Origin of the sequence: Streptomyces sp. NBC_01515, assembly GCF_045040345.1 — a bacterium.
In the GTDB taxonomy this organism is placed as follows: Bacteria; Actinomycetota; Actinomycetes; order Streptomycetales; family Streptomycetaceae; genus Streptomyces.
The window spans coordinates 8,184,876-8,210,063 of record NZ_CP109416.1 but is presented as its reverse complement, the minus strand read 5'-3'; the positions used below and the strand labels follow the sequence as shown (position 1 = coordinate 8,210,063).

At 70.8% G+C, this 25,188-nt stretch carries 18 protein-coding genes; 3 read left to right on the top strand and 15 right to left on the bottom strand.

Features of this window, described 5'->3' with window-relative positions; genetic code table 11:
• Positions 1–46: 46 nt before the first annotated feature.
• The 4 genes from OG407_RS37145 to OG407_RS37130 all read right to left on the bottom strand — a co-directional run bounded on the left by OG407_RS37145 (position 47) and on the right by OG407_RS37130 (position 4,961).
• A complete protein-coding gene (locus OG407_RS37145) occupies positions 47–733 on the bottom strand; it encodes a response regulator (RefSeq protein ID WP_405864026.1) in 687 nt (228 codons plus the stop codon).
• Positions 730–1,881: a sensor histidine kinase gene (locus OG407_RS37140; protein ID WP_405864024.1), complete on the bottom strand. Its 1,152-nt coding sequence runs from the start codon at positions 1,879–1,881 to the stop codon at positions 730–732. The genes OG407_RS37145 and OG407_RS37140 overlap by 4 nt, the downstream gene beginning before the upstream one ends.
• The gene (locus OG407_RS37135; protein ID WP_405864022.1) at positions 1,878–2,402 is read right to left on the bottom strand and encodes a DUF1453 domain-containing protein; all 525 of its coding nucleotides are present in this window, start codon (positions 2,400–2,402) and stop codon (positions 1,878–1,880) included. Before OG407_RS37135 ends, OG407_RS37140 begins: the two co-directional genes overlap by 4 nt.
• A 438-nt stretch (positions 2,403–2,840) precedes the next feature.
• Complete coding sequence (locus OG407_RS37130; protein ID WP_403584194.1) at positions 2,841–4,961, bottom strand: type IIA DNA topoisomerase subunit B; 2,121 nt, start codon at positions 4,959–4,961, stop codon at positions 2,841–2,843.
• A 443-nt stretch (positions 4,962–5,404) separates the two neighbouring features.
• On the opposite strand from OG407_RS37130, the gene OG407_RS37125 reads away from it, so the two are divergent.
• Positions 5,405–5,638, top strand: a complete 234-nt coding sequence (locus OG407_RS37125) for a hypothetical protein (RefSeq protein ID WP_033283991.1) — start codon at positions 5,405–5,407, stop codon at positions 5,636–5,638.
• A gap of 116 nt (positions 5,639–5,754) precedes the next feature.
• On the opposite strand, the gene OG407_RS37120 is transcribed toward OG407_RS37125, so the two are convergent.
• The 8 genes from OG407_RS37120 to OG407_RS37085 form a co-directional block, all read right to left on the bottom strand.
• A complete protein-coding gene (locus tag OG407_RS37120) occupies positions 5,755–6,612 on the bottom strand; it encodes a S1 family peptidase (RefSeq protein ID WP_405864019.1) in 858 nt (285 codons plus the stop codon).
• A gap of 132 nt (positions 6,613–6,744) precedes the next feature.
• Positions 6,745–8,286, bottom strand: coding sequence for an RNA polymerase sigma factor (locus OG407_RS37115; protein ID WP_405864017.1), 1,542 nt, complete (start codon positions 8,284–8,286; stop codon positions 6,745–6,747).
• 435 nt (positions 8,287–8,721) lie between these two features.
• Positions 8,722–9,609: a FadR/GntR family transcriptional regulator gene (locus tag OG407_RS37110; RefSeq protein ID WP_405864015.1), complete on the bottom strand. Its 888-nt coding sequence runs from the start codon at positions 9,607–9,609 to the stop codon at positions 8,722–8,724.
• 163 nt (positions 9,610–9,772) lie between these two features.
• Positions 9,773–11,830 carry an ATP-binding cassette domain-containing protein gene (locus OG407_RS37105; RefSeq protein ID WP_405864013.1) on the bottom strand — a complete coding sequence of 686 codons (2,058 nt, stop codon included), beginning with the start codon at positions 11,828–11,830 and terminating at the stop codon, positions 9,773–9,775.
• 103 nt (positions 11,831–11,933) lie between these two features.
• Positions 11,934–12,692, bottom strand: a complete 759-nt coding sequence (locus OG407_RS37100; RefSeq protein WP_328678059.1) for an NUDIX hydrolase — start codon at positions 12,690–12,692, stop codon at positions 11,934–11,936.
• A gap of 130 nt (positions 12,693–12,822) precedes the next feature.
• A complete protein-coding gene (locus tag OG407_RS37095) occupies positions 12,823–15,153 on the bottom strand; it encodes a glycogen debranching N-terminal domain-containing protein (protein ID WP_405864011.1) in 2,331 nt (776 codons plus the stop codon).
• A 455-nt stretch (positions 15,154–15,608) separates the two neighbouring features.
• Positions 15,609–17,558 carry a DUF4192 domain-containing protein gene (locus OG407_RS37090; protein WP_405864008.1) on the bottom strand — a complete coding sequence of 650 codons (1,950 nt, stop codon included), beginning with the start codon at positions 17,556–17,558 and terminating at the stop codon, positions 15,609–15,611.
• Between the two features lie 315 nt (positions 17,559–17,873).
• The gene (locus OG407_RS37085) at positions 17,874–20,033 is read right to left on the bottom strand and encodes a RecQ family ATP-dependent DNA helicase (RefSeq protein WP_405864006.1); all 2,160 of its coding nucleotides are present in this window, start codon (positions 20,031–20,033) and stop codon (positions 17,874–17,876) included.
• Positions 20,034–20,402: 369 nt separating this feature from the next.
• On the opposite strand from OG407_RS37085, the gene OG407_RS37080 reads away from it, so the two are divergent.
• A complete protein-coding gene (locus tag OG407_RS37080; protein ID WP_329349201.1) occupies positions 20,403–21,038 on the top strand; it encodes a hypothetical protein in 636 nt (211 codons plus the stop codon).
• 241 nt (positions 21,039–21,279) lie between these two features.
• Here OG407_RS37080 and OG407_RS37075 read toward each other — a convergent pair whose 3' ends face one another.
• The 3 genes from OG407_RS37075 to OG407_RS37065 form a co-directional block, all read right to left on the bottom strand.
• Positions 21,280–21,921 (bottom strand): hypothetical protein, encoded by a 642-nt coding sequence (locus OG407_RS37075; RefSeq protein WP_405864004.1) that lies wholly within the window; start codon positions 21,919–21,921, stop codon positions 21,280–21,282.
• 68 nt (positions 21,922–21,989) lie between these two features.
• On the bottom strand, positions 21,990–22,691 hold the full coding sequence (locus tag OG407_RS37070) for a ribonuclease HII (RefSeq protein WP_405864002.1): 702 nt from the start codon (positions 22,689–22,691) through the stop codon (positions 21,990–21,992).
• Between the two features lie 83 nt (positions 22,692–22,774).
• Positions 22,775–23,398: a TetR/AcrR family transcriptional regulator gene (locus OG407_RS37065; RefSeq protein ID WP_405864000.1), complete on the bottom strand. Its 624-nt coding sequence runs from the start codon at positions 23,396–23,398 to the stop codon at positions 22,775–22,777.
• Positions 23,399–23,597: 199 nt separating this feature from the next.
• Here OG407_RS37065 and OG407_RS37060 point away from each other — a divergent pair, with 199 nt between their 5' ends.
• A complete protein-coding gene (locus tag OG407_RS37060; protein WP_405863998.1) occupies positions 23,598–25,145 on the top strand; it encodes an MFS transporter in 1,548 nt (515 codons plus the stop codon).
• The last annotated feature ends 43 nt before the right edge of the window (positions 25,146–25,188 follow it).

Here is a 25,188-nt window from a genome sequence, read left to right as displayed (position 1 = left end):
AGATCCCCGACTCTTCTTCTCCGTTGTCTTCACCCCATCAGGTGACTCAACCCGCTGGTGGCCGCACCAGCCCCTTGCCGTAGGCGTAACGCACCGCCTGCGCACGGTCCTTGAGCCCCGTCTTGGCGAACAGGTTGTTGATGTGGGTCTTCACGGTCGCCGTGGAGACATGCAGCGTGCGGGCGATCTCCTGATTGGTCAGGCCCTCGGCGATCAGCAGCAGCACCTCGGTCTCCCGCGCGGTGAGCCCGTCCGGCGGCTCGGCGGGCTCCGACGGCTCCTGCGGCTCGGGCTCCGACAGGCGCTCCAGCAACCGCCGTTGGATGCTCGGCGACAGCCCCGCGTCCCCCGACAGCACGCTCTCGACGGCCCGTACGATCTCGTCGCCGCCCGCGTCCTTGGTGAGGTAGCCACGTGCCCCCGCGCGCAGTGCCGGGAACAGCGACGCGTCGTCCGCGAACGTCGTGAGCACCACGACCTGCGTCCCGGGATGCTCCGCACGGATCCGCCGGGTCGCCTCGACACCGTCGCAGCGCGGCATGCGCAGGTCCATCAGGACGACGTCCGGGGCGAGTTCGGCGACGAGCCGTACCGCCTCGTCCCCGTCGACCGCGGCGCCGACGACCTCGATCCCGGGCAGCAGCCCCAGCAGCATCACGATGCCTTCCCGTACGACGGTCTGGTCGTCCGCGACCACGACCCTCGCGGGCTTCCTCACAGCCTCATCCGTCATGCAGGCACCTTCAGCGTCACCACGAATCCCTCCTCGTCCGGCCCGGCCCGCAGCGAACCGCCCAGCAGCTCGGCGCGTTCCCGCATGCCCAGCAGACCGTATCCACCTCCCGCCGCGGTGAGTTCGCCCGGCGAGCCGCCCGAGTCCCGTACGTCCAGGGTCACTTCGTGCTCGCCGTAGTCCAGGGTGAGCAGCACCTTGGCGCCCGGGGCGTGCTTGCGGACGTTCGTCAGGGCCTCCTGGGCGACCCGGCGCACGGCCTGCGAGGCCTCGGCGGGCAGCTGTCTCCGGTCACCCGTAACGGTGACCTGGGCACGGCCCGTCGTACCGACGATCTCGGTCAGGAAGTCCTCCAGCGGGCTCATCTCGCCCCGCAGCGCGGACAGGGCCTGCCGGGTCTCCACCAGGCCGTCGCGGGCCATCCCCCGGGCCGCCACGACCCGTTCCAGGATCGTCTCGCGGTCGGCGCCCCGCTCGATCAGCAGCCTGGCCGCCTCCAGGTGCACGAGCTGGGCCGAGAGGCTGTGGGCCAGCACGTCGTGGATCTCCCGGGCGATACGGGCCCGTTCCGCCAGCGCGGCGGACTCCGCCTCGGCAGTACGTGCCATGCGTTCCTGGGTGAGCAGCCGCTGGGCGTTGCCCCGGGCCTCGGCGTCGAGGCGGAGCGTGTATCCGGCGAGGGCCAGCCCGGCCGTCGTGACCGCGGTGGTCAGCCATACGTCGTTGTTGACCGCGGCGAAGACCGCGAGGGACACCGAGGTCACCGGTACGGCGACCGCGATGGGCAGCCGCTCCAGCGAACTGACCGCACAACCACACCAGATGACGAGGGCCGGGACCGTGAACCCGACGGCCTGTCCCCCGATCGCGATCCCGAGGAGCACGGCGATGAGTCCCACCGACGGCCAGAGCCTGTGGGCGAGAGTCGTGCGCCAGAACGCCCAGCCGACGACCGCTGCCAGCAGGATCCCGGCCGCACCTCCGGCCAGGGCCCAGCCGTGGACGTGACTGCCGGTGACCGCGCCCCCTAGGAGCACCCCGATCACCAGCAGCCGGACGGCCCAGGCGAGCAGCCGCCGGGGCCGTGAGACCCCCTCTCGGCCCAGCGCCTCCCGCGAGGGCCAGCGCGTCCAGGCGTTCTCCGTCACACGCGCTCCTTCCGGGCGGGCCTCGCCATGCCGAAACCGTACGCCGAGGCCGACCCGGCCGACCCGGTGAAGGACTGGGCCCGCCAGGCCAGGACCCCGGAGCGGACCAGCAGCGTCGCCGCGAGTCCGAGCATCAGGGCCGAGCTGTTCTGGTGCACGCCCACGACCGCGCCCAGGGCCATGAGGCCGAGGCGCAGGGCTATGCCGACGACCCAGACGCCCCCGCTCGCCTTGGTGCTCTTGCTCCAAGTGGAACCGTCCGTCTCGATCCACAGCCGCGTGGTCCAGGCCCAGCCGGCTCCGGTGGCCAGCCCGACGACCAGCTCGACGGCGAGCAGGAGGGCCGACCCGGTGTGGTGGTGGGCGTCGAGTATACCGGGGTCGCGCAGCGCCACGACGGCGAGGATCGCGGGGAGGAGCCACCAGCGCCGGTCGGTGTCGATCCGACGGGCGCGGAACTGCCGCACGATCACCACCGCGACGACGGCCACGATCACCAACGCGTTGACCAGCCCGGACATCAGAGCCTCCGTGAGCGGAAGAGGATGCCGGCGGCGAGCGCTGCCGACGCCTTCGACGCTACGGAAATTCGCTGGTCGGCAGATCGGCGCCAGGGTGGATCGTGGGTGGATCCCTTGACCGCCCGGACCTCCACCCACGGGTGGAGCCGGTCGGCGGCGCCGGGTCTGTGATCGGGAACAGAGCGACGGCGCCGAGTTCGTCGCGGCGACGGTGCGACCGCGCCGGGGCAGGTGTCAGGAACGGGTCGATCGCGCCACAGGTCGCCGCGAGGAACCGAACGATCGCATCGGGGCGGTGTTGGAGACGAAGTGAGCGCGTCGGGCCAGGGCCAAGCCTCCGAGCCCAGGCTCTAACCGGAGCCCGGGTCCGGGTCCAGATCGGACCCAGACCCAGACCCGGACCCAGACCCGAGCCCAAGCCCGAACCCGGCGCGACGGTCAGGCGTCGATCCGCGACCGGTCCAGCGTCGCGGCCGAGCTGGAGATGAACTCCTTGCGCGGGGCCACATCGTTGCCCATGAGCAGATCGAAGACCTGCTCGGCCGCGTCCAGGTCGGAGAGGTTGATCCGGCGCAGGGTGCGGTGGCGGGGGTCCATCGTCGTCTCGGCCAACTGGTCGGCGTCCATCTCGCCGAGGCCCTTGTAGCGCTGGATGGAGTCCTTGTACCGGACGCCCTTGCTCTGGAACTCCAGCATCTTCTCGCGCAGCTCACGGTCCGAGTACGTGTAGACGTACTTGTCCTGGCCCTTCTTGGGCTGGACGAGTTCGATGCGGTGCAGCGGCGGCACCGCGGCGAACACCCGGCCGGCCTCGACCATGGGCCGCATGTAGCGCTGGAACAGGGTCAGGAGCAGACACCGGATGTGGGAACCGTCCACATCGGCGTCGGTCATCATGATGATCTTGCCGTAGCGGGCCGCGTCGATGTCGAAGGTACGGCCCGACCCCGCTCCTATGACCTGGATGATCGCCCCGCACTCGACGTTCTTCAGCATGTCGGTGACGGACGACTTCTGGACGTTGAGGATCTTGCCGCGGATCGGCAGCAGCGCCTGGAACTCGGAGTTCCGGGCGAGCTTGGCCGTACCGAGCGCGGAGTCTCCCTCGACGATGAACAACTCGCTGCGCTCGACGTCGTCGCTGCGGCAGTCGGCGAGCTTGGCGGGCAGCGAGGAGGACTCCAGGGCCGTCTTGCGGCGCTGCGCGTCCTTGTGCTGCCGGGCCGCGATACGCGTGCGCGCGGCGGCGACGGCCTTCTCCATGACCACGCGGGCCTGGGCTGCCGCGTCACGCTTCGTCGAGGTCAGGAAGTCCTTGAGCTCCTTGGCGACCACGTTGGCGACGATCCGGCGGGCCGCCGACGTACCGAGCACCTCCTTGGTCTGGCCCTCGAACTGCGGTTCGGCGAGCCGGACGGTGACGACCGCGGTGAGGCCCTCCAGGGCGTCGTCCTTGACGACGTCGTCCTCGGCGACGCGCAGCAGCTTCTTGGCGCGCGCCACCTCGTTCATCGTCTTGACGACGGCCTGCTCGAAGCCGGCGACGTGGGTACCGCCCTTGGGGGTGGCGATGATGTTCACGTACGACCTGAACGTCGTGTCGTAACCGGTCCCCCAGCGCATCGCGATGTCGACGCCGAGTTCCCGGGTGACCTCGGTGGGCGTCATCTGGCCGTGGTCGTCCAGGACGGGCACCGTCTCCTTGAAGCTGCCCTGGCCCGACAGGCGCAGTACGTCGCAGACCGGCTTGTCGCTCGCCAGGTACTCGCAGAACTCGCTGATGCCGCCGTCGAAGCGGAAGGACTCCTCCCCCTTGCTGCCGCCCTCGCCGAGGCCGTACTCGTCGCGGACGACGATGGTCAGCCCGGGCACCAGGAACGCGGTCTGCCGGGCCCGCTGGTGCAGGCCCTCCAGGGAGAGCTTGGCGTCCTTGAGGAAGATCTGGCGGTCGGCCCAGTAGCGCACGCGCGTGCCGGTGCGGGTCTTGGGAATCCGCTTGGTCTTGCGCAGGCCGCCGGGCTCGAACGTGGCGTCCGGACCGGCGTTCGCGAAGGAGCCCGGCACACCGCGCCGGAAGCTGATGGCATGGGTGTTGCCGCTGCGGTCCACCTCGACGTCCAGCCGCGCGGACAGGGCGTTCACCACGGAGGCGCCCACGCCGTGCAGACCGCCGGAGGCGGCGTACGAGCCGCCGCCGAACTTGCCGCCGGCGTGCAGCTTGGTCATGACGACCTCGACACCGGAGAGGCCGGTCTTGGGCTCGACGTCGACCGGGATGCCCCGGCCGTTGTCCCGGACCTCCACCGAGGCGTCGTCGTGCAGGATCACCTCGATGTGGTCGCAGTAGCCCCCGAGGGCCTCGTCCACGGAGTTGTCGATGATCTCCCACAGACAGTGCATCAGGCCACGACTGTCGGTCGACCCGATGTACATGCCCGGGCGCTTGCGTACGGCCTCTAGCCCCTCAAGGACGAGCAGGTGCCGCGCGGTGTAGTTGGAACCGTCCCGGTCTGCTCCTGCCAGCAGCGCTGTCGACGGCACGGACGTTTCGGCGGTCACGCGGTTCGCTCCTCGCTGAATTTCAGATGAGGCCCTTTTGGGTAAGGGCCCGGCTTCGGTTGCCGCTCAGAGGGTACCGAGGCCTGGTAGAGCCGTTGTAACGCCACCCTCGTCTCCTCCTCACACTAGTCCAGGGTCGTATACCTGTTCGATCCCTCGATGGAGTGAAGTACATATCACGTTCCCTTCGGGGCATGAACCATTTAGGCTCCGGGCACGTCCTCATGAACAACCGGCAATCCAGCCGGGTGGACCCGACCCTGACCCCACAGCGCGAACCCGTACAGACACATAGACACGCAATACGGCACATTCGCCGCCAACCGGCAGCAGACAGCCGCCCCGGAAGAATTTTTCGAGAAAAGGCCACGAGCGGGAACGTTTTCGGCCTGGTTGGATGTTGACCCTGGTACGACAGCTCGTCGAGCTAGAGAAGAGGCGACGTGACTACTGTTCTGACCCCCGCGAGCCCACTGACGGCCGCCGATCGCTGCGACCGCTGCGGCGCCCAGGCATACCTGCGCGTCGTCCTGCTGAGCGGCGGAGAACTGCTCTTCTGCGCCCACCACGGCCGCAAGTTCGAGCCGGAACTCAAGAAGATCGCCGCTGAGATACAGGACGAGTCGGAGCGGCTGACCTCCGCTCCAGCAGCAAGCGCTCCTGAAGAAGACCGCTGACACATCGCGTCCACGACGAGCCAGCACCGGCCCAGGCCGGCGACGGGCGGCCCCGCTCCTGAACCACAGGAGCGGGGCCGCCCGTCTTCGTACCCGCAGATGCCTCTCAGACGCCGTCAGGCGCCCTTGTGCGGCCCTGGCGAGCCGCGGTGGCGGCCCAGTGTCCGCAGGACGTCCGACACCCTGGTGTAGACGCCAGGGCTCCCGGCCCGCCCGCACCCGCTGCCCCACGACACGAGCCCGATCAGCCGCCCCTGGGCGACCAGCGGCCCCCCGCTGTCCCCCTGGCAGGCGTCACGGCCTCCCTGAGCCTCTCCGGCGCAGAGCATGGACCCGGAGAGGAAGGTGCCGTCGGCACCTGCCGGATAGGCCTCCTCGCATTGCGCGTCGGACAGCACGTGCAGGCGCGCCGCGTGCAGGCTGCCCGCGTAGTCGCCGCCGCCGGTGAGATCGCCCCAGCCGTAGACCGTGGCCGCCGTGCCCGCCCGGTAGGCCGTGTCGCCCGCGGCCGCCATCTTGACGACCGAGCTCTGGGGCAGCGGATCGGCGAGGGTGAGCACGGCGAAGTCGCCGGCGTTGCTGGCGGGGTCGTAGTCCGGATTGACCCACACATCGCGTACGGCGATCTCCTGGCCCCGGTCCGACAGCAGGTCCGTACGGCCCGCGATGGCCTTGAGGTCGGTCGCCCGGCGCGGCGGCGCCCCCAGGACCTCGTCGCCCATGCAGTGGGCCGCGGTCAGCACGGTGCTCCGGTCCACGGCCACGCCGCCGCAGAACTGCCCCGCCCGGGTACCCCCGAACCGGTCACGGCTGGACAGTGCCACCGTCCAGGGGCTCACGGAGACATCGACCGGGAACCCGCCGACGACGATGCTGTCGGCGGCCACGGGGGACGCGGAGACCAGCGGTATGGCGGACGCGGCAGCCGCCAGGACCAACGGCCGGGTCAGCGCCCGGGCAAGGGGACGACGCATGCACGTTCCTCACTCTGGGATGGTCATGGGAGACCCAGAGTGATCCAGCACGCCGCGCGGCGCACCCGCGGCCAGCACGAAGGCCCGGCTCCCCGAGGGGAAACCGGGCCTTCCGTGTCGTACGACTACGACCTAGTCGAGGTAGTCGCGCAGCACCTGCGAACGCGACGGGTGGCGCAGCTTCGACATGGTCTTGGACTCGATCTGGCGGATGCGCTCACGGGTGACCCCGTAGACCTTGCCGATCTCGTCGAGGGTCTTCGGCTGACCGTCGGTGAGACCGAAGCGCATCGAGACCACGCCGGCCTCGCGCTCGGACAGGGTGTCCAGGACGGAGTGCAGCTGCTCCTGGAGGAGGGTGAAGCTGACCGCGTCGGCCGGGACGACGGCTTCGGAGTCCTCGATGAGGTCACCGAACTCGCTGTCGCCGTCCTCACCCAGGGGGGTGTGCAGGGAGATGGGCTCGCGGCCGTACTTCTGGACCTCGATGACCTTCTCCGGGGTCATGTCGAGTTCCTTGGCCAGCTCCTCCGGGGTGGGCTCGCGGCCCAGGTCCTGGAGCATCTGGCGCTGCACGCGCGCGAGCTTGTTGATGACCTCGACCATGTGCACCGGGATACGGATGGTGCGGGCCTGGTCGGCCATCGCGCGGGTGATCGCCTGACGGATCCACCAGGTGGCGTACGTGGAGAACTTGTAGCCCTTGGTGTAGTCGAACTTCTCGACCGCGCGGATCAGACCGAGGTTGCCCTCCTGGATGAGGTCCAGGAAGAGCATGCCGCGACCGGTGTAGCGCTTGGCCAGGGAGACCACCAGACGGAGGTTGGCCTCCAGGAGGTGGTTCTTGGCGCGGCGGCCGTCCTCGGCGATGATCTCCAGCTCGCGCTTGAGCTTGGGGGCGAGCTTGTCGGCGTTGGCCAGCTTGTCCTCGGCGAACAGACCGGCCTCGATGCGCTTGGCGAGCTCGACCTCCTGCTCGGCGTTGAGGAGGGGGACCTTGCCGATCTGCTTGAGGTAGTCCTTGACGGGGTCGGCGGTGGCACCGGCGGCGGCGACCTGCTGCGCGGGCGCGTCGTCCTCGTCCTCGTCGGAGAGCACGAACCCGGCGCTCTCGGCACCCTCGGGCTCGTCCCCGGTCTTGCCGGGGGTCTCCTCGGTCGCCTCTTCGTCGACGAGCTCGGCGTCGTCCTTCTTGGCGCTGGTCTTCTTGGCCGCCGCCGTCGTCTTCTTGGCGGCGACCTTCTTGGCGACCGCCTTCTTGGCGGGCGCGGTCTTCTTGGCAGCGACCTTCTGCGCGGCGTCGTCCTCGACGGGAGCGTCGGCGACGGAGGCCGCCGGCGTGGCGGTGGCGGTGGCCTTCTTGGCGGTCACCGTCTTCGCGGCGACCGTCTTGGTGGCGGTGCGCTTGGCCGGACTCTTCGCTGCGACGCTCTTTCGGGTGCGCTTGGGCTCCGCGGCACTGACCATCAGCGTCACACCCTCTTCCTCGAGGATCTGGTTGAGGCTGCGCAGTACGTTCTTCCACTGAGTGGCCGGAATCTGGTCAGCTTCGAAGGCCCGACGCACGTCATCGCCGGCGATCTGCCCCTCAGCCTTTCCCCGCTCGATGAGCGCCATGACAGAGACGGACTCGGCGATCTCCGGCGGGAGCGTACGGGATGTGCTGGCCGACACGAACAACCTCTCGGAACGATGGAAAACGGCTTCCGGCCCCGTCCGGTACGGACAGGAGCCGACGACCGCCGACTTGGGGATGGGCCGACGGCGCGGGCTGGGGCCGGGAAGAAACACAGCGCCTTGAACGGCGTCCGTATTCCCTTCCGCGGCTGTCACCTCTTAGGTCATCGCGCAGTGCCCGCGAGCGTTACGCCCAATCTGCGTGGCCCGAGTCACACCCCGTAAGCATTCAAAAACGGTCAGACACGGGCAGAGGAGGTCACCCACGGCTTTGACGGGCGCTCCTCAGGGAGATCCCACGCCCCGTCGCACCGCCGGACCCCGCCGGATTCCCTGGAGGATCCTGCGGGGTCCGGCGGAAGACGGGCGCCCCGGCCGGGCGCCGCCACGAGAACGCGGCAAACCTCGACCGCACGGATCATCCCGTGCGCGTCAGTGCTCGCGCGGGGCGGGCACCACGCGCTCCACCTCGGGGTGCACGATGAGCAGCTGCCGCATGGCCGCCTCGGCCGCCGCACCGTCGCCGGCGGCGAGGGCGTCGACGATCCGGGCGTGGTGCCCCAGGGAGGCGTCGGTCGGGCGGTCACAGCCGGTGACCGGTCCGCCGGAGACCTGGAGGGCCGAGGAGACGATCCCGGAAAGGTGCTCCAGCATCCGGTTGCCCGCGACCTGGATGAGCAGCGAGTGGAACTCGGCGTCCGCGCGGGAGAAGGTCAGCGCGTCACCCTGCCCCATGGCGTGGCTCATGATCTCGACCATGTCGGAGAGGCGCTGCTGGACATCCTCGCGCCCGTGGCCGGCGGCGAGGCGCGCGGCGAGCGGCTCGATCGTCCAGCGCAGCTCGCTCAGCTCGCGGCGCTGATTGTCGCGCTGCGGGCCGAAGGCGCGCCATTCGATGATGTCCGGGTCGAGGAGGTTCCAGTCGCTGACGGGACGCACGCGCGTGCCGACGTTCGGGCGGGCGCTGACCAGGCCCTTGGCCTCCAGGACGCGGAGCGACTCACGAACGACGGTGCGGGAGACCTCGAAACGCTGGCCGATCTCCTCGGGCACCAGCGGGCGGTCGGCACCCAGGTCCCCGGAGACGATCATCTGACCCAGCTGCTGGACGAGTTGGCCGTGCAGCCCGCGTCCGCGGTTGCCCGCGGATCGCCGGCCCACGCGGCCCAGCTCGGGGTCGGAACCGTCCCAGGAAGGGGCTCCGAGGCGCTCGGTGACGGGCGCCTCGGCATAGGGGTAGCGGTCGAGTCCGCCCGGGCCGGCGAGACCGGAGTCTGCGGAGCGGGCGGCGGTCATCATGGTGTGCGCAAGGGTACTCACGGATCATTTGTCGGCGCTGTCCCCAACTCCCTTGAGGTCTTTGGTGAAAAGCACACGAAAGGGTGATCGCTCACCCCGTCGCAATTGACGCCTTATCGGAAAGAAATGGGCTTTCTGCGGGGAGTTGTGTGCAGAGCGGCACCCCGAAGGGTGCGGACGGTCGTCATCGGACCCTGCTACGCAGGGTCGTGAGCAGATACGCGCAGAGCAGAGCGGTCAGCGACAACGCCAGTGCCCCGCCCACGGGTTGGGCGATCATCCGCGCCGCCGCGGACAGGTAACGCTCTCCTCCGAAGGGCCACTGCAGCAGCAACACCTTGTGCATCCGCATCGGGAGGCCTTCCGCGGTCCGCACGGCGGGCCCCTCCAACGCCTTGTGCACGAGGGGTACGACGAGAATCGGTACGGCGACCACGGCGGCGAGCCCTGCCGTGGTGGACCGGAAAATGCCGGCCGCCAGAACGCCGGCCCAGGCACAGCCGACGACCAGGCCGATCCAACTCGCGCCCATCGAAAGCCAGTCCGCGGGAACTTGCGCGAGCTCCCGTCCGTAGACGAGATAGAGCACTTCGGCGTCGCAGCCCACCGTGAGGAAGGCCAGCAGCAGCGCGGTGGCCGCGGAGACGAGGAGCTTGGCGACGAGCAGCCCCATCCGTCGGGGCACGGTGCCGCGGTCCGCCGCCAGGGCGGGGTGGCGGAATTCGTCGCCGAACGCGAACGCCCCGAGCAGTCCCGCACCGAGCGCCGCGGGCGGCAGGGGCAACTCCCGCGGCCACGCGGCCAGCAGACGCGACTGCGGGGTGTGCCCGATGCGGGCCAACAGCAGCGCGGTGAGGGCGGACACGAGCAGTACGGCGGCCCCGGTCAGAAACCCGGTACCGATACCGGCGGCCCGACGCAGCTCGTAGCGGAGCGGGCGCAGCGGGCTGGGGGCGGAGCGGACGGAGATGGGGGGCGGGAGCGGGGACAGGGTGTCGGGGGTGAGGACTTGGGAGGGGCGGGGGGCACGCGCGCGCGGGCGGGGGCCGGCCGACTCCTCGGGGTCGATGAGGGGGACCATGCGGGAGTTTGTGGTAGGGGCGCTTGCAGCGGCCCCGTGAGCCTCGTACGGCGGTTGGGGTTCGGCGGCGGGGTCCGGTTCTTCGGCGACGGGCGGCTCGACGGTGGGCCGCGTGTCGGTGGATGGCGTCGGCGTCTCGGTGGGCGACGCAACTGTGAGTCGCGTCGGCGGCTCGGCAAGTGGCATGTCAGCGCGGGCCGATGGCATCTCGGCTGCCGATGATGCCTCCGGCACTCGCGGATCGTCGACGGAATCCGCCTCACCTCGGAGGGTCGTTCCGGCGCCCGGTCCCATGTCCCCGATCTCGTCCGCGAGTTGGTGGACGAGGATGTCGTGCCGGAACGCCGTCTCGCCGACGTCGGCGCATGTACTGCCGTACACGGAAAGGCGGTTGCCGTCCTCACGTACGACTTCGACGGAGCGGTGTGCGGTGCGGGCCTCCTTGGTGAGGAGGGCGGCGAGGCGGTTGACGTGTGGGCTGCGGACGGCGACGCGGGGGCGCAGCCGGGTGCGGGCGAAGTCTCCGGCCTCCTGGTCGGCGACGAGTCTGCCCTGCTCCAGGGTGACGACCCGGTCGGCGCTGCGGGCGGCCTCCTTGGGGTCGGCAGTGGTGAACAGGACCGTGCCGCCCTGGGCCGCGTGCGCGCGCAGCATGCCGTACAGCCAACGGCTTTCGCGGGCGGAGAGCGCGTCGGCGGGTTCGTCCAGCACGAGTGTGTGCGGGTCGGACAGCAGGGCGCAGGCGAGGCCGAGGCGGCGGTCCATGCCGCGGGCGAGGCTGCCGAGGCGCTCGTCGCGCAGGCTGACGATGCCGACCACTTCGAGGACTTCGTCGGCGCGCCGGGCCGGAACGCCCGCCGCGGCACACAGCATCCGGAGGTGGCCGCGGACCGATCGGGCCGGATGTCCCGGCACATCGCCCAGGAGCACGCCGACCTCGCGCGACGGGTGGGCGATGCGGTGCAGGGGGCGGCCCCTGAAGTAGGTGATTCCACGTCCCTGCTGGAGTTCGAGCATGAGCCCGAGCGCGGCCGTCTTGCCCGCGCCCGGTGCTCCGAGGAGTGCGGTGACACGGCCCGCACGTGCCTCGAAGGAGACGTCGTCGACGGCGGGCGGATGCTCCTTGCGGGCGTTGCTGGTCAGTCCGAAGGCCTGGATCACCCACAGCAAGATAGCGCGCTATGTCCGTTTTTCCGGGCACCGAACGGCTCGCTCCGCAACGGTTGATCGCCTCGGTCGGTCACTTCGACGCGATGCTACGACCTCACACCTCGGGGCGCAGCATCGGCGGGTTGAGCAGCGTGGCCCCGCCGGCCCGGAACAACTGCGCGGGGCGGCCGCCCTGACGGGTCGTCGTACCGCCCGTCGGGACGAGGAACCCGGGCGTGCCGGTCACCTTGCGGTGGAAGTTGCGCGGGTCGAGCGCCACGCCCCACACCGCCTCGTAGACGCGGCGCAGCTCGCCGACGGTGAACTCGGTGGGGCAGAACGCCGTGGCCAGGGACGAGTACTCGATCTTCGAACGGGCGCGCTCCACCCCGTCGGACAGGATCTGCGTGTGGTCGAAGGCGAGCGGCGCCACCGGATCGCCGTCGCGACCGAACCCGCCCTGCTTCAGCAGCTCTTCGACGGGCGCCCAGCGCGCGTTGCTGGCGTCGCCACCGGCGCGGGGTGCGGGCAGGTCGGGAGCGAGCGCGAGGTGGGCGACGCTGACGACCCTCATCCGCGGGTCGCGCTTGGGGTCGCCGTACGTAGCGAGCTGCTCCAGATGTGCTCCGTTGTCCTGGGCGGGGACGCCCGGGTCGTGGGCGCGCAGTCCCGTCTCCTCGGCCAGTTCGCGTGCGGCGGCCTGCGACAGGTCTTCGTCGGCCCGCACGAAGCCGCCGGGCAGCGCCCAGCGCCCCTGGAACGGCGGCTCGCCCCTGCGTACCGCCAGCCCGCACAGAGCATGGCGGCGCACGGTCAGCACGACCAGGTCCACGGTGACGGCGAAGGGCGGATACGCTGACGGGTCGTAGGACATGCGGCGATCATAGTCGTCTGCCTGACGATAAACACTCCCTTCGCCGGTACCGCCATGACTGATCCACTTCGGTGCGATGAGCGGCTCGCCCACCGTTTCCGGCCGTCTTCCGATACGGCTTCCTGCGAGGTCACACTCCCAATTGCAGGCCGTCTGCCGCCTCTTCGACCATGGCGACACCGAGCCGGCCGACCCGTACGGAGAAGGGGGCGCCCGCGATCCGCAGCCCGGTGAGGCCGATCTCGCCCAGGGGCGCGCTGCGCATCGGGCGGAGGGTGACCGTGCGGGCGGGGGCGTCGGGGCGGATGCCCGCGAGGGTGGTCAGCAGCAGCACTCCGGCGGCCGCCGCCGTGGCCGCCGGGCGGCAGGCCGCAGGGTGCGGAAGGGGAGCGCTCCCGTCCGTGCGCTGCTCCCCCGCGTACATCTCGGGGAGCCGGTGTCCGAACGCCTCGGCCGCGGCGAGGACGCCCCGCAGCAGGGAGGTCGCCTCCTTCTCGTACGCGGCGGCGGCCAGACCCGCGACGGCGATCGCCGTCTCCGCCGCCCGCACGGCTCCGCCCCGGTGACTGAACGGGCTGTACCCCGGCTCCTTCACGCCCAGGCCGCGCAGTCCCCAGCCCGAGTCCATGGCCGGGGCGCCGAGCAGCCGGGCGAGTTGTTCGGCCCGCACCTTGTCCAGGAGGCCGGGCGCGTACTCGCCGCCGCCCAGGAGGCCGGTGTCGAGGAGGTGGGCCGCGGTCGCGCCGAGGTGCGGTACGAGGCGTCCGTCCGGAAACCGAGCTGCTGCCGGGCGCCCGCCGCCGAGGTCCCCGATCCAGAAGTCCGCGCGGAAGGCAGTGCGTAACTCCTGGGCCCACTGCCGCAGTTCCGCACCGCCGGGTCTGCCGAACGCATCGAGCAGATCGGCACCGAGCAGCGCTGCCCGGTGGGCGTGGGCCTGCGTCTCGCAGCGGACAGGGCCACCCGGGTTCGGGTCGCGCAGATACGTGCCGTCGCCCACAGCGATCCGCAGCCAGGTCAGGCAACGCTCGGCGGCGGGGAGTAACTCCCGTGTCTCCTGCTCCGGGAGTCCCCAGCGGCGGGCCTCCGCGAGCAGCACCGGGAAGAGCAGGGTCGCCTCGGTCCCCGTGCAACTCGGCGGCAGATGGGCGCCGGCGTCACGCCGCGGTCCGGGAATCATGCCCAACTGCGCTCCTGCGCGCTGGAGTTGGGTGCGGGCGAGGATCCGTAGTGTGCCTGCGGCGAGCCGCGTACCGAGAGGCAGCGTCATCCGCGCCGCCGTGAGCGACTCCGCCGGTGCCAGACCGCAGCGCCAGGGTGCCCCGGCCGCGAGGTGTGTGCCGGAGGGGTGCGCGGGGTCGCGCAGCAGCAGTGCCTGGAGGTCCTCGATGCTGGTCCGCAGGAGCACTGGGACTCGGGGGTCGTCGCCGGTCGCCCGTGCGGAGGCCAGGGGACTCGTCGCGCTGTGGCCCACTGCCCGGATCGGCCCCGCGCCGTCCGGCCGTACCCGGAGTTCCACGCTCACCGTGCCGCCCGGTGGCAGTTCGAACTCCCAGCGCAGGAGCCCTGCGGAAGCCAGCGCGTCGGCGGGCGGCGGGTCGGCCGTGACCGCCGAATTCCCTGTGGGGCCGGACCAGCGCAGGCCCGAGTCGTGGACGCTGGCGGGCAATTCGGGTCCTGCGCTGCCTGCGGCGATCGCGCCCAGGTCGGCCATGTCGGTGCCGAGCGCGACCTCGACCGGCAGGCGCAGCGGGCGCCAGGAGACGCTGCGCAGCGTGATGCGCTCGGTGCCGTCTGCGTGCCGGGTCCGCTCGACGACGAGGTCCGGGTCCGGTCCGCAGTCCGGGGACACCCTCATGGTCCCCACGAAACGGGCGCGGTCGGCGGCCGTCATCCTGGCCTGCACCGCTAGTGGTTCCCGTCCGGACACCCGCAGCTGACAGCGGGAGAGCACGCGCCGACCCGCGCGGTAGAACCCCTCCAACCCCCGGCCGTTCAGCTGTCCTTGCTCGGTGGAGACGGCGAGGCCCGGTAGGGCTACGCAGATCAGGGTGGTGTGGGTGGGCGGTAGTTCGAGGGAGCGGCGGGGCGTCGGGCGGGACGGGGGTGGTTGGGGTGGCGGTGGACTTTGCGGCGGGGAGATGGCTGAGGACTGGCGTGGGGAGAGGGGAGACGGCAGGCGTGAGGAGAGGGGAGACGGCTGGCGTAGGGATGTGGGCGGGGGCGGGGATGGGCGACGGATCTGGCCGGGCGGCCAGCCTTCTGCCGGCGGATGGGAGGGTTGCGGCGGGTGCTCGGGATCGACGGTGCCCGTATCGGACGTGCCCATGTCCGTGTGCGGCGGCGGGGAGTTGGTGCCCTGGTACGTCGGCGATGGGTTGGTGCCCCGGCTCGGGCGCGGCTCGGGGACACCGGAGTCGGCGTGGTCGTCAGCGGCGGAGGGCGGAGTCGGCTGGTGCATGGGCGGCTTCTTCTGCGCTCTGTGCGCCTCAGACGTGTTCGGCGCCGGATGGAGGGTTCCGGGAGGACAAGGGCTGTCCGGCGACACGACCCGTTCAGGCGTTCCGCCACTCAGGTGAACGGAGCCGGGCTCCTCGTGGTCACGCCTGCGGCCTGGGAAGCCGACCGAATGGCGGCGCGGCGGAGAGGTCGGAGGAGGCGGACAGCTGGCGCTGGTCTCCCGGTCCCGGTGACCGCCGAACCGGCGCACGGTCGGTCGGCCGCACGCGCCCGTTTCCCGCGCCGCGTGCCCCTCAGCGAGTCCGGCGTCAGCCCGCGCGCTGGGGACATTGACCGCGTGTGGAGTCAGCACGGCCACTTGGACGCCCCGGTGGAGCCGAGCATGGAACCAAGCTCCGAACGCACCCTGCCGACCGCTGGACCGGCGAGGCTGCCATCCACTCCCCCAACCCTTGATCACCCGTCCCCCTCAATGCCGTTGCTCCTCTGCTGCGGCGCCTCCGAGCAGGTGTCGTAGCGCCGCGAATCGGCCTTCTTCGAGGTGCGCGGACGTGTGCTGCCGGAGCGCGTGGTGCCCTGCGCCGGTGTGCGCGGCCGGGATCCGTCGGTCGCGGATCGGCGGCCGTTTCCACCCGAGGGATGGGGACGGCCCTCGGCTCCGTCAGCCGTACGTGTGCGTCGCCGACGACGGGAGGCTGTGGGCGAGGCCGCCTCCGGTGCCGGGCCGTCGCCGGGACCGCTCGCGCCCGGTTGTGCGGAACTGTCGGCGGTCGCCGCACCGCTGACCGCGCCTCCCGTGCCCGTCATCGCTCCAGCTCCCGCCGCGCCTGCAACTCCCGTCACCTCGCCAGCGCCCGCCGCCCTTCCAACGCCGGCCATCTCTCCGACGCCTGCCGCTTCTCCAACTCCCGTTGCCCCTCCGGCTCCCGCCGTCTTTCCAGCTCCTGTCACCTCTCCGACGCCCACTGCCCCTCCAACTCCCGCCATCTCTCCGATGCCTGCCGCTTCTCCAACTACCGTCACTCGTCCGGCTCCCGCCGCCCTTCCAACTCCCGTCACCTCTTCAGCGCCCGCCGCCCCTCCAGCGCCGGCCTTCCCTCCGATGCCCGCCGCTCCTCCAACTTCCGTCGTCCTTCCAACTCCCTTTACTCCTCCGGCCCCCACCACCTTTCCAACTCCCGCGCCCCTCCCCGCACCCGTCCCCTCTCCACCTTCCGCAGCCCCCGCCCGCCCCACCCGCTCCGCGCGCAAGCACCGCCGAATCGACTCCGGGTCCAGGCCCTCGTTGCAGGCCTGGTGCAAGAGGCGTGCGAACAGGTAGTCGGGGTCCGCGCCCAGGGCCATGGCCAGCGCCTCCCTGGCCTCCAGGTCGTCGCCGGTCGACCAGGCGACCCAGCCGGTGAGGGTGAGCGGAGCCGCAGCGTGTTCGCCGTACGGTCCGACACAGCGGCGGGCCAACGCGCGCCAGAGGCGCAGGGCCGGTAGCGCGTCGTCGTCCTCCATCCACTCGGCGGCGCGGTCTCGGGTCGTGCGGTCCTGGAGGCCGAGGATCAGCGTGGCGGCTTCGTCGTGGGCGAGCAGTGCGTCGTCGCGGAAGTCCGAGTGGAGGGCACCGGAAACGTGCGGTGCCGCGGCGAATCGCCGCATGATCCGCTGGGCCAGATCCAAGGTCTCCTGCGCCACGTCCGTTCGGCTGGCGTCGTCGAGGATCCTGGGAACCAGGGTCATACCGGCGGCGTCCAACGCGACTTCCTGCTGAAGCGCGACAGCCGTTTCCCAGGGCTGCAGCCTGGCCCGCAACTCCCGTAGCGTGCCGCGCACTTGCAGTCCCGCGTAGGTCGCCGCAGCGGCCAGCACGGAGGTGCCGGGGAGGCCCATCGGAGACCCGTCGACCGGGCAACATCCCTTGCCCGCGCAGCAGTACGACCAGAAGCGGCCGTCCGAGATGCAGAGCGCCTCGATCACCGTCACGTCCAGCCGACCGCACTCGGTGCGCAGCTTCTGCACGAGCGGGCGCAGGCGCTCCATGACCTGGCGCCCCGACTCTCCCGGCGCCGGTTCCTGACAGACGTAGGCGATCATCTGCTCGGGACGGGTTCCCCTGCGCTCGCTGCCGGTCACCAGGCCGTGGGCCAACTGCCGTGCCACGGAAGCCCAGTCGTCCGCGCCGGCGGGAATGCCGAGCCGGGCCCTGCCGCCGAACCTGCCCCGGCCGTCCCGATCGTGCAGGGCGACGAGGACGATGCTGTCCTCGGGGCGGTACCCGAGCAGATAGGGCAGGGCGTCGGCGAGTTCGGCAGGAGTGCGCAAGGTGAGCTGGTGCTCGGGGTTGCCGTGTCGGTCGTACGCGGTGGGGTCGATGTCGCCGTTTTCGGAGGATCCGGTCGTTTCGCTGTGGTTCGTCATGCGTCGACGATCTCGCGGATTGCGAAGTTCCGCTTGAGCCTGTGGATAAGTCCGGTCAGGGACACGCCACATGGGGTTCGGCAAGGCCAAGTCGGCCCACCTGGCCGGGAAATCCGGACCGTCCTCGGCGATCGTGCGGTCGCCCCGCAGGGAGGGGGCGACCGCGGCGATTCAGGCGCCGCAGCCAAAGCTCGTCCCGATCAAGGCAATTCCGCGCCGCCGAAGCCCGCCCCGGCCCGGCGCGAATCACCGCACCCGCACGCCGCCATCACCCCGACCACAGGTCACCCACGACCAGGTCCCGAAAACGAAACCTCAGCCCGCCGCCGCGAGAACCAGCGGAAGCACCTGCTCGCTACCTGCCCTGCGGAGCAGTCGGGCAGCGACCGCGAGCGTCCAGCCCGAGTCGGTGTAGTCGTCCACAAGCAGGACAGGGCCCGGAGAAGCGGCCAATGCGTCGGCCAGTTCCCCCGAGACGGCGAAGGCGTCGGACAGGGCCCTGAGACGTTGGGCGGAGTTGCTGCGGCGTGCCGCGTGTGTGCCGTCCGGTCCGGTGTACGTCAGGGTGCCGAGGAGGGGGAGGCGGCCGATGGTGGCGATGCCCTGGGCGAGGGAGCCGACCAGTTGCGGGCGGCCCAGGGACGGCACAGCCACCACGCCCACGGGCCGGGCGGAGGCGTCCGTGACGTTCGGTGCCCAACCGCCCGGAGAACGCGCCCAGTCGGCGATGACCGCCACCGCGGCCTTCAGGACGTCGTCGGGGATCGAGCCGTCGGGCGCGTTCTCGGCCAGCAGCGGGCGCAGCCGGTTGCCCCAGCCGATGTCCGAGAGCCGTCCCAGGGCACGCCCCGTGGAGCACTGGTCCTTCGCCGGGATACGGCCCTTGAGGTCGACGCCCAGCGCGGCCATCCCGGTCGGCCACATGCGGCGCGGTTCGACCTCCACGCCTGGGCGGTCCAGTTCCTTCGTCGCCCCGGTCAACGTCTCCGCTGAGACCGAGGAATCGATCCAGGCGCCCGCGCAGTTGTCGCAGCGGCCGCACGGCACCGCGCCTTCGTCATCCAACTGCAGGCGCAGGAACTCCATCCGGCACTGGACCGTACTCACGTAGTCGCGCATCGCCTGTTGCTCGGCCGCCCGCTGCTTGGCCACCCAGGTGTACCGCTCGGCGTCGTACACCCACTCCGCGCCCGTGGCCGCCCAGCCGCCCTTCACTCGCTTGACCGCGCCGTCGACGTCCAGGACCTTCAACATCGTCTCCAGGCGGCCACGTCGTAGGTCGACCGCCGTTTCCAGAGCGGGCACGGACAGTGGCCGTCCGGCGTCGGCGAGGGCCGAGAGGGTCTGCCGGACCTGTGTCTCGGGCGGGAAGGCCGTATCGGCGAAGTAGCGCCAGATGGCCTCGTCCTCGCGGCCCGGGAGGAGCAGTACATCGGCGTGGGCCACACCGCGCCCCGCTCGGCCCACCTGCTGGTAGTAGGCGATCGGCGAGGAGGGTGAGCCGAGGTGGACCACGAAGCCCAGGTCCGGCTTGTCGTAGCCCATGCCGAGCGCCGAGGTGGCGACCAGGGCCTTGACCCGGTTCTCCTGGAGGTCGATCTCGGCCTGGAGGCGGTCGGCGTTCTCCGTCTTGCCGGTGTACGAGGCCACCTTGAAGCCGCGTTGGCGCAGGAAGGCGGTGGCTTCCTCGGCGGCGGCCACGGTGAGCGTGTAGATGATCCCGGAGCCGGTCAGCTCGTCCAGGTGCTCGGCGAGCCACGCCAAGCGGTGCGCGGCGTCGGGCAGTTGGACCACTCCGAGCCGCAGGCTCTCCCGGTCCAGTGGACCGCGTAGCACCAAGGCCTCGCCGGCGCCCGTGCCCAACTGCTCGGCCACATCGGCGGTCACGCGCGCGTTGGCGGTCGCGGTGGTGGCCAGCACCGGTACACCGGCGGGCAGTTCGGTGAGCATCGCCCGCAGCCTGCGGTAGTCGGGGCGGAAGTCGTGTCCCCAGTCGGAGATGCAGTGCGCTTCGTCGACCACCAGGAGGCCGGTCGTAGCGGCGAGCTTGGGCAGCACCTGGTCGCGGAAGTCCACGGAATTCAGCCGTTCGGGACTGACCAGGAGAACGTCGGTCTCGCCCCGTTCGACCTCTCCGTAGATGTCGTCCCACTCCTCGGGGTTGGCCGAGTTGATGGTGTGCGCCCGGATTCCGGCCCGCGCCGCCGACTCGACCTGGTTGCGCATCAACGCGAGCAGCGGCGAGATGATCACCGTAGGACCGGCGCCGCGTCGGCGCAGCAAGGCCGTGGCGACGAAGTACACCGCCGACTTGCCCCAGCCGGTGCGCTGCACCACCAGCGCGCGCCGGCGCTCCTCCACCAGGGCAGCCACCGCCTGCCACTGGTCCTCGCGCAGCCGCGCCGTACCGCTCTGATCACCGACCAGCTCGGCGAGGATGGCGTCGGCTTCTGCACGCAGCTCCTGGTTGCTCATGCCCCCATGCAACCGCACGCCACTGACAACGGCCCAATCCCCCGCCGCGGCGAAGCGCGCGGACCCCTGCCCCGCACCCGGGCCGACCGGCTCCCTCTGGACCTCCCGCACCTCAATGGCGTACGAAAGTGTCGTGCCCGAATGTCCCAGGCGTCGCCAGGTGACGCGTTGGGTAGGGATATAAGCCACAGTCCGTCAGATAAGGGTCGGTGGCCCCATTTGCTCGTTGCCGCATCCCAGTTCGGCAGGAAGAATTGGAGTCCGCTCCCCGCGCGGCTCGTCCGTGATCCGGTAGGGCTCTGCTGCGGTGTGCGCTCCCCCGAATCCGACCCCGCCCGTACGTGTGGGCGCGTAGCCGAAGGGAGGACCGTGACCTTCGGATTCGCTCCGTCCTCCGCGGCATCCACGTCGACGTCTGCCGACCTGTCCGCCGCTTCCGCCAACCCCCTCGCCCGTCTGCTCGAACCCTCCGAATGGGCAGCCGCCGGAATCCCGTTGCTGCGCAATCCACGCGAGGTCGTCAGCGGGCTGCACTCCCGGCATCGTCCGAGACCTGCGACGGCGATCGTGGCCGTCCTCGATCCGGACGAGCGGCTGCTCGCGAGCGCCTCGTTCGTCCGGCGGTCCGCCCCGGCCGACGGCTGGATGTTCCGCAACGCGCTGCTCGCGCAGCTGCGCCGCGTCATCCCGCACGACCTGCGCCGCCGCACTCCGGTGCGTACGGCCGTGCTGCTCTACTGCCGTGAGGGCGACGCGCGTTGGACGGAGGAGGACGGTGCGTGGATGTGGGGGCTGCGTGACGCCTGCACCCTGCATGGGCTGCGCTGCGGGGCCTACATCACGCTGACGCGTGACGGCTGGCAGGTGCTCGGCGAGGGACGCGGCGGCCGTAGGCCCAGCGCGGACTCCGCGCCGGAACCTTTCGCCATGTCCGAGGTACCGCCTCTGCTGCCCCGCACCGGCGGCGCCGCCTCGGAGGTCCTGCGCCGCGCCGCGGCCCGCTGAAACCCGGTCCGGGCTCCACGCCCGGACCGCACGGCCCCATCGCTGCGGAGTCCGTACGACGCCGAGTCACCCGCACTCCGGTCAAGGCGCACGGAACAGAAGTACAGCCCCAGTAGGCGCACTTCACCGACCGCGCCAGAAATCCGCGCACGTCGAACGCGTCTCCGTGCACAGACCGTCGCGACGGCGTTCACCTGGCCGCCGTCGCCCTCCGAGAGCCTTCCGGGAGTTCCCGGAGGGCTCAGACGCCCGCGCCCATCACCGAGTTGATCTGCTGCGGGTCGCCGCAGACGATCAGCAGGGCGCCGGCCCGGCCGAGGGCCAGGGGCAGGACGGTGGTGGCAACGTCGGCCGCGCCTCCGTTGACGGCGACCACGACCACGGGACGCGACGCCGCCCGGCCCGCGACGGCGGCGTCCGCGTAGAAGACGTCGTCGCGCGCGTCGTGCTGCGCCCAGTAGGAGGCTTCACCGAAGGACAGTTCGTGGGCGGCCCACGGGTGCGGTTCGCCGGTGGTGATCACCAGCACGTCACCGGGGGCACGGCCCGCCTCCAGAAGCAGGTCCACGGCTTCCTCGGCGGCGTCCAGCGCACCCTCGGCCGAGGCCGGGATCAGCTGGATCTGCGGGGTCGCCACAGCGGTGTCGGAGGAGGCGGGAACAGCCGGACCCGAGAGTCCGGGCTTGGCCACGGCCACGTCGCGCGGCGTACGTTGCGCCGGCGCCGTGGGCCGCAGGGGGCCGGGGCGACCGGGACGCGACGGAGCCGCGGGGCGGGGGCCGGGTACAGGGCGGGGGGTCGGCGCGACGCGGCCACTGGCCGGAGTGACGCTGGGACCCTGGGCACTCTCGTGAATCTGAGGCTCCTCGGGAATGAGAGGCATGAGCTGATTTTTATCAAACACTGGTGCGGCTTGCGGCAGCGGGTGGCACATGAGTGCGAATGGAACGGTCAGAAGTCGAAACCGAGCTGGCCCTCGATCTTCGGAACGTTTCCCTCCGCCCAACTGCGGGCCTTCTTGAGGTGCCGCCACTGGGGCAGCGCATCAAGATACGCCCACGACAACCGGTGGTACGGGGTGGGGCCCCGCTCCTCCAGTGCGGCCTTGTGCACGGGTGAGGGATACCCGGCGTTGGCCGCGAAAGCGAAGTCTGCATGGTCGATGCCCAGTTCGGCCATCATTTTGTCGCGCTGAACCTTGGCGATCACCGAAGCGGCCGCGACCGCCACACACGACTGGTCGCCCTTGATCACCGTACGGACCCGCCAGGGGTCCCCGAGGTAATCGTGCTTCCCGTCGAGGATGACCGCGTCGGGGCGAACGGGCAAGGCCTCCAGAGCACGCACCGCGGCGAGCCGCAGCGCGGCCGTCATCCCCAGGTCGTCGATCTCTTCATGGGAGGCATGCCCCAGGGCGTACGCCGAGACCCAGTTGCGGAGTTCCTCGGCGAGTTGGGTGCGTCGTCTGACCGCGATGAGCTTGGAGTCGGTGAGGCCTTCGGGGGGTCGGCGCAGTCCGGTGACCGCCGCGCAGACGGTGACGGGGCCGGCCCACGCACCGCGCCCCACCTCGTCGACGCCGGCAATGACCTTGGCCCCGGTCGTGGCGCGCAGTGAGCGCTCGACGGTGTGAGTGGGTGGTTCGTACGGCATGGCGTGCTCAGGGTACGCCGCCCGGAACCCCTCCGCGACACCCGGGTTTCCCCAAGCCTCCTGAAGACCGCCCCGCTTCGGCTTCACGAACCACCGGGCCGGAGCAGCGGAAGCATCAACTGGTCGATCATTTCCTCGATATCGCGGTCGACCCATTCACTGCCGCACATCTTCGAGCGGTACATCATCATCGCCGGGACGGCATCCAGGACATAGCCGTTGGAGGCGTCGGAGCGGACCTCGCCACGCTCTATTCCGCGGTTGATCACCTCTCCGAGCAGTCGGATCGCCGGTTCCACGACCCCTTCGAAGATCACGCCATGGAAGCGCTCCGCCTGGGCGGTGTCGCATTCGTGAATGACCGAGCGCAGGGCGTATCCGGGGCGCGAATACATCGCGTCGCGCGCCTGCACGCACAACGCCAGCAGGTCCTCCCGCACGTTCCCGAGGTCGGGCGCCTCGTTCAGGCGCGGCAGCCCTGCCTGCAGAGCGTCCGCGACGAGGTCCTCTTTGGAGGACCAGCGCCGGTAGACCGCGGCCTTGCCGGTCTGGGCGCCGGCGGCGACGCCTTCCATCGTGAGGGCGTTCCATCCGACCGTGCCGAGTTGCTCCAACGCGGCGTCCAGGATCGCGCGTTCGAGCACGGCGCCGCGACGTCGGAGGGAGGCCGTCCGAGCGGGGGCGGCCGTCCAGCCCGAAGTAACCATCTGAGTGTCTCCAGCGAGCAGTGGAATGGGGAATTCCGGGGATCGGGGATGGGGATCGGGGATGCGTCACGCGGCAGCGACGGGGAGATGCCGCACGAAGGCGAGTTAAGTGAACGCTTGCGTTCTCTGTTGCGGACTCACTACCGTTGACGCGACAGTGAACGCGAGCGTTCACTAACACACTTGTGGGGGACCCATAGTGACAACCTCTCAGTTGATTCAGCACCCCAAGCCAGGAGCGGCCCGCCGGGAGGGGCATCCCGGCATCGCGCTCGCGGTCATCGCGGCCTGCCAACTCATGGTGGTACTCGACGCGACGATTGTGAACATCGCCCTCCCGCACATTCAAGCCGCACTCAGTTTCAGCACCACCGACCTCACCTGGGTCGTCAGCGCCTACACGCTCACCTTCGGCGGCCTGCTGCTTCTCGGCGGTCGGGCCGGCGACATCCTCGGCCGGCGTCGGGTGTTCACCACCGGCATCCTGCTCTTCACCTTCGCCTCGCTGCTCGGCGGACTCGCCCAGGAACCCTGGCAGTTGCTGGCCGCGCGCGTCCTGCAGGGCATGGGTGGCGCGATCGCGTCGCCCACCTCGCTGGCGCTCATCACCACCACGTTCCCCGAAGGGCCGGAGCGGAACAGGGCGTTCGGAGTCTTCGCCGCGGTCTCGGCGGGCGGCGGCGCGATCGGTCTGCTCGCGGGCGGCATGCTCACCGAGTGGCTCGACTGGCGCTGGGTGTTCTTCGTCAACCTGCCGATCGGCGTACTGATCGCCGTCCTCACACCGCTGTACATCAACGAGTCCGAACGGCACACCGGCCGCTTCGACATCGCGGGCGCACTGACCTCGACGGCGGGCATGGCGTCCCTCGTCTACGGCTTCATCCGCGCGGCGGACAAGGGGTGGCGTGACGGCCTGACCATCGGCTCCTTCGCCGCGGCGATCGTCCTGCTGCTGGCCTTCGTGATCACGGAGTCCCGGGCCAAGGAGCCGATCACCCCGCTCAGGATGTTCGCCGACCGCAATCGCTCGGGCACCTACGTGATCATGCTGAGCCTGGCCGCCGCGATGTTCGGCATGTTCTTCTACATCGTGCTCTTCGTGCAGAACGTGCTGGGGTACACCCCGATCCAGGCGGGTCTCGCCTTCCTGCCGGTGACGGTCGTGATCGCGACCGGCGCGGGGCTGTCCCAGCGGTTCCTGCCGGTGCTCGGGCCACGGCCCTTCATGCTCATGGGCTCCGCGCTCGCGGTGATCGGGCTGGCCTGGCAGACCCTCATCAGCTCGGACAGTTCGTACGTCGGCGGAGTGCTCGGTCCGATGCTCGTGTTCGGCTTCGGGATGGGCCTGAACTTCGTGACGCTGACGGTGACCGCCGTCTCCGGTGTCGCCCAGCACGAGGCGGGCGCGGCCTCCGCGCTGCTCAACGCCATGCAGCAGGTGGGCGGTTCGCTCGGTCTGTCCATCCTGACCACGGTGTTCGGCTCGGCCAGCAAGGACGAGGCGAAGAAGCAGCTGCCGAAGTTCCTGGCCGACGGATCGGCGGGACAGAAGGCGGCGTTCTCCAAGTCGCACCAACTGCCCGCGCCTTGGGGACACGAGGTGCTCGCGCACGGCATCGCGACGGCCTTCATCCCTGCCGCCGCGATGGCCGTACTCGCCCTGGTCACCGCCTGGTTGGTGATCCGGGTCCGCAAGAGCGACCTCGACGCCCTCGCGGGCACGGCGGGTGCGGGAGTCGCGTGACCGCCGGCCGGGCCAGGTCAGGGCCCGGCCCACGGGTACCAGT

Coding starts and splice junctions, on each gene's coding strand:
- OG407_RS37145 (WP_405864026.1), bottom strand. CDS start 733: ATGACGGATGAGGCTGTGAGGAAGCCCGCGAGGGTCGTGGTCGCGGAC.
- OG407_RS37135 (WP_405864022.1), bottom strand. CDS start 2,402: ATGTCCGGGCTGGTCAACGCGTTGGTGATCGTGGCCGTCGTCGCGGTG.
- OG407_RS37120 (WP_405864019.1), bottom strand. CDS start 6,612: ATGCGTCGTCCCCTTGCCCGGGCGCTGACCCGGCCGTTGGTCCTGGCG.
- OG407_RS37100 (WP_328678059.1), bottom strand. CDS start 12,692: ATGTCCTACGACCCGTCAGCGTATCCGCCCTTCGCCGTCACCGTGGAC.
- OG407_RS37095 (WP_405864011.1), bottom strand. CDS start 15,153: ATGCACCAGCCGACTCCGCCCTCCGCCGCTGACGACCACGCCGACTCC.
- OG407_RS37090 (WP_405864008.1), bottom strand. CDS start 17,558: ATGACGAACCACAGCGAAACGACCGGATCCTCCGAAAACGGCGACATC.
- OG407_RS37085 (WP_405864006.1), bottom strand. CDS start 20,033: ATGAGCAACCAGGAGCTGCGTGCAGAAGCCGACGCCATCCTCGCCGAG.
- OG407_RS37075 (WP_405864004.1), bottom strand. CDS start 21,921: ATGCCTCTCATTCCCGAGGAGCCTCAGATTCACGAGAGTGCCCAGGGT.
- OG407_RS37070 (WP_405864002.1), bottom strand. CDS start 22,691: ATGCCGTACGAACCACCCACTCACACCGTCGAGCGCTCACTGCGCGCC.
- OG407_RS37065 (WP_405864000.1), bottom strand. CDS start 23,398: ATGGTTACTTCGGGCTGGACGGCCGCCCCCGCTCGGACGGCCTCCCTC.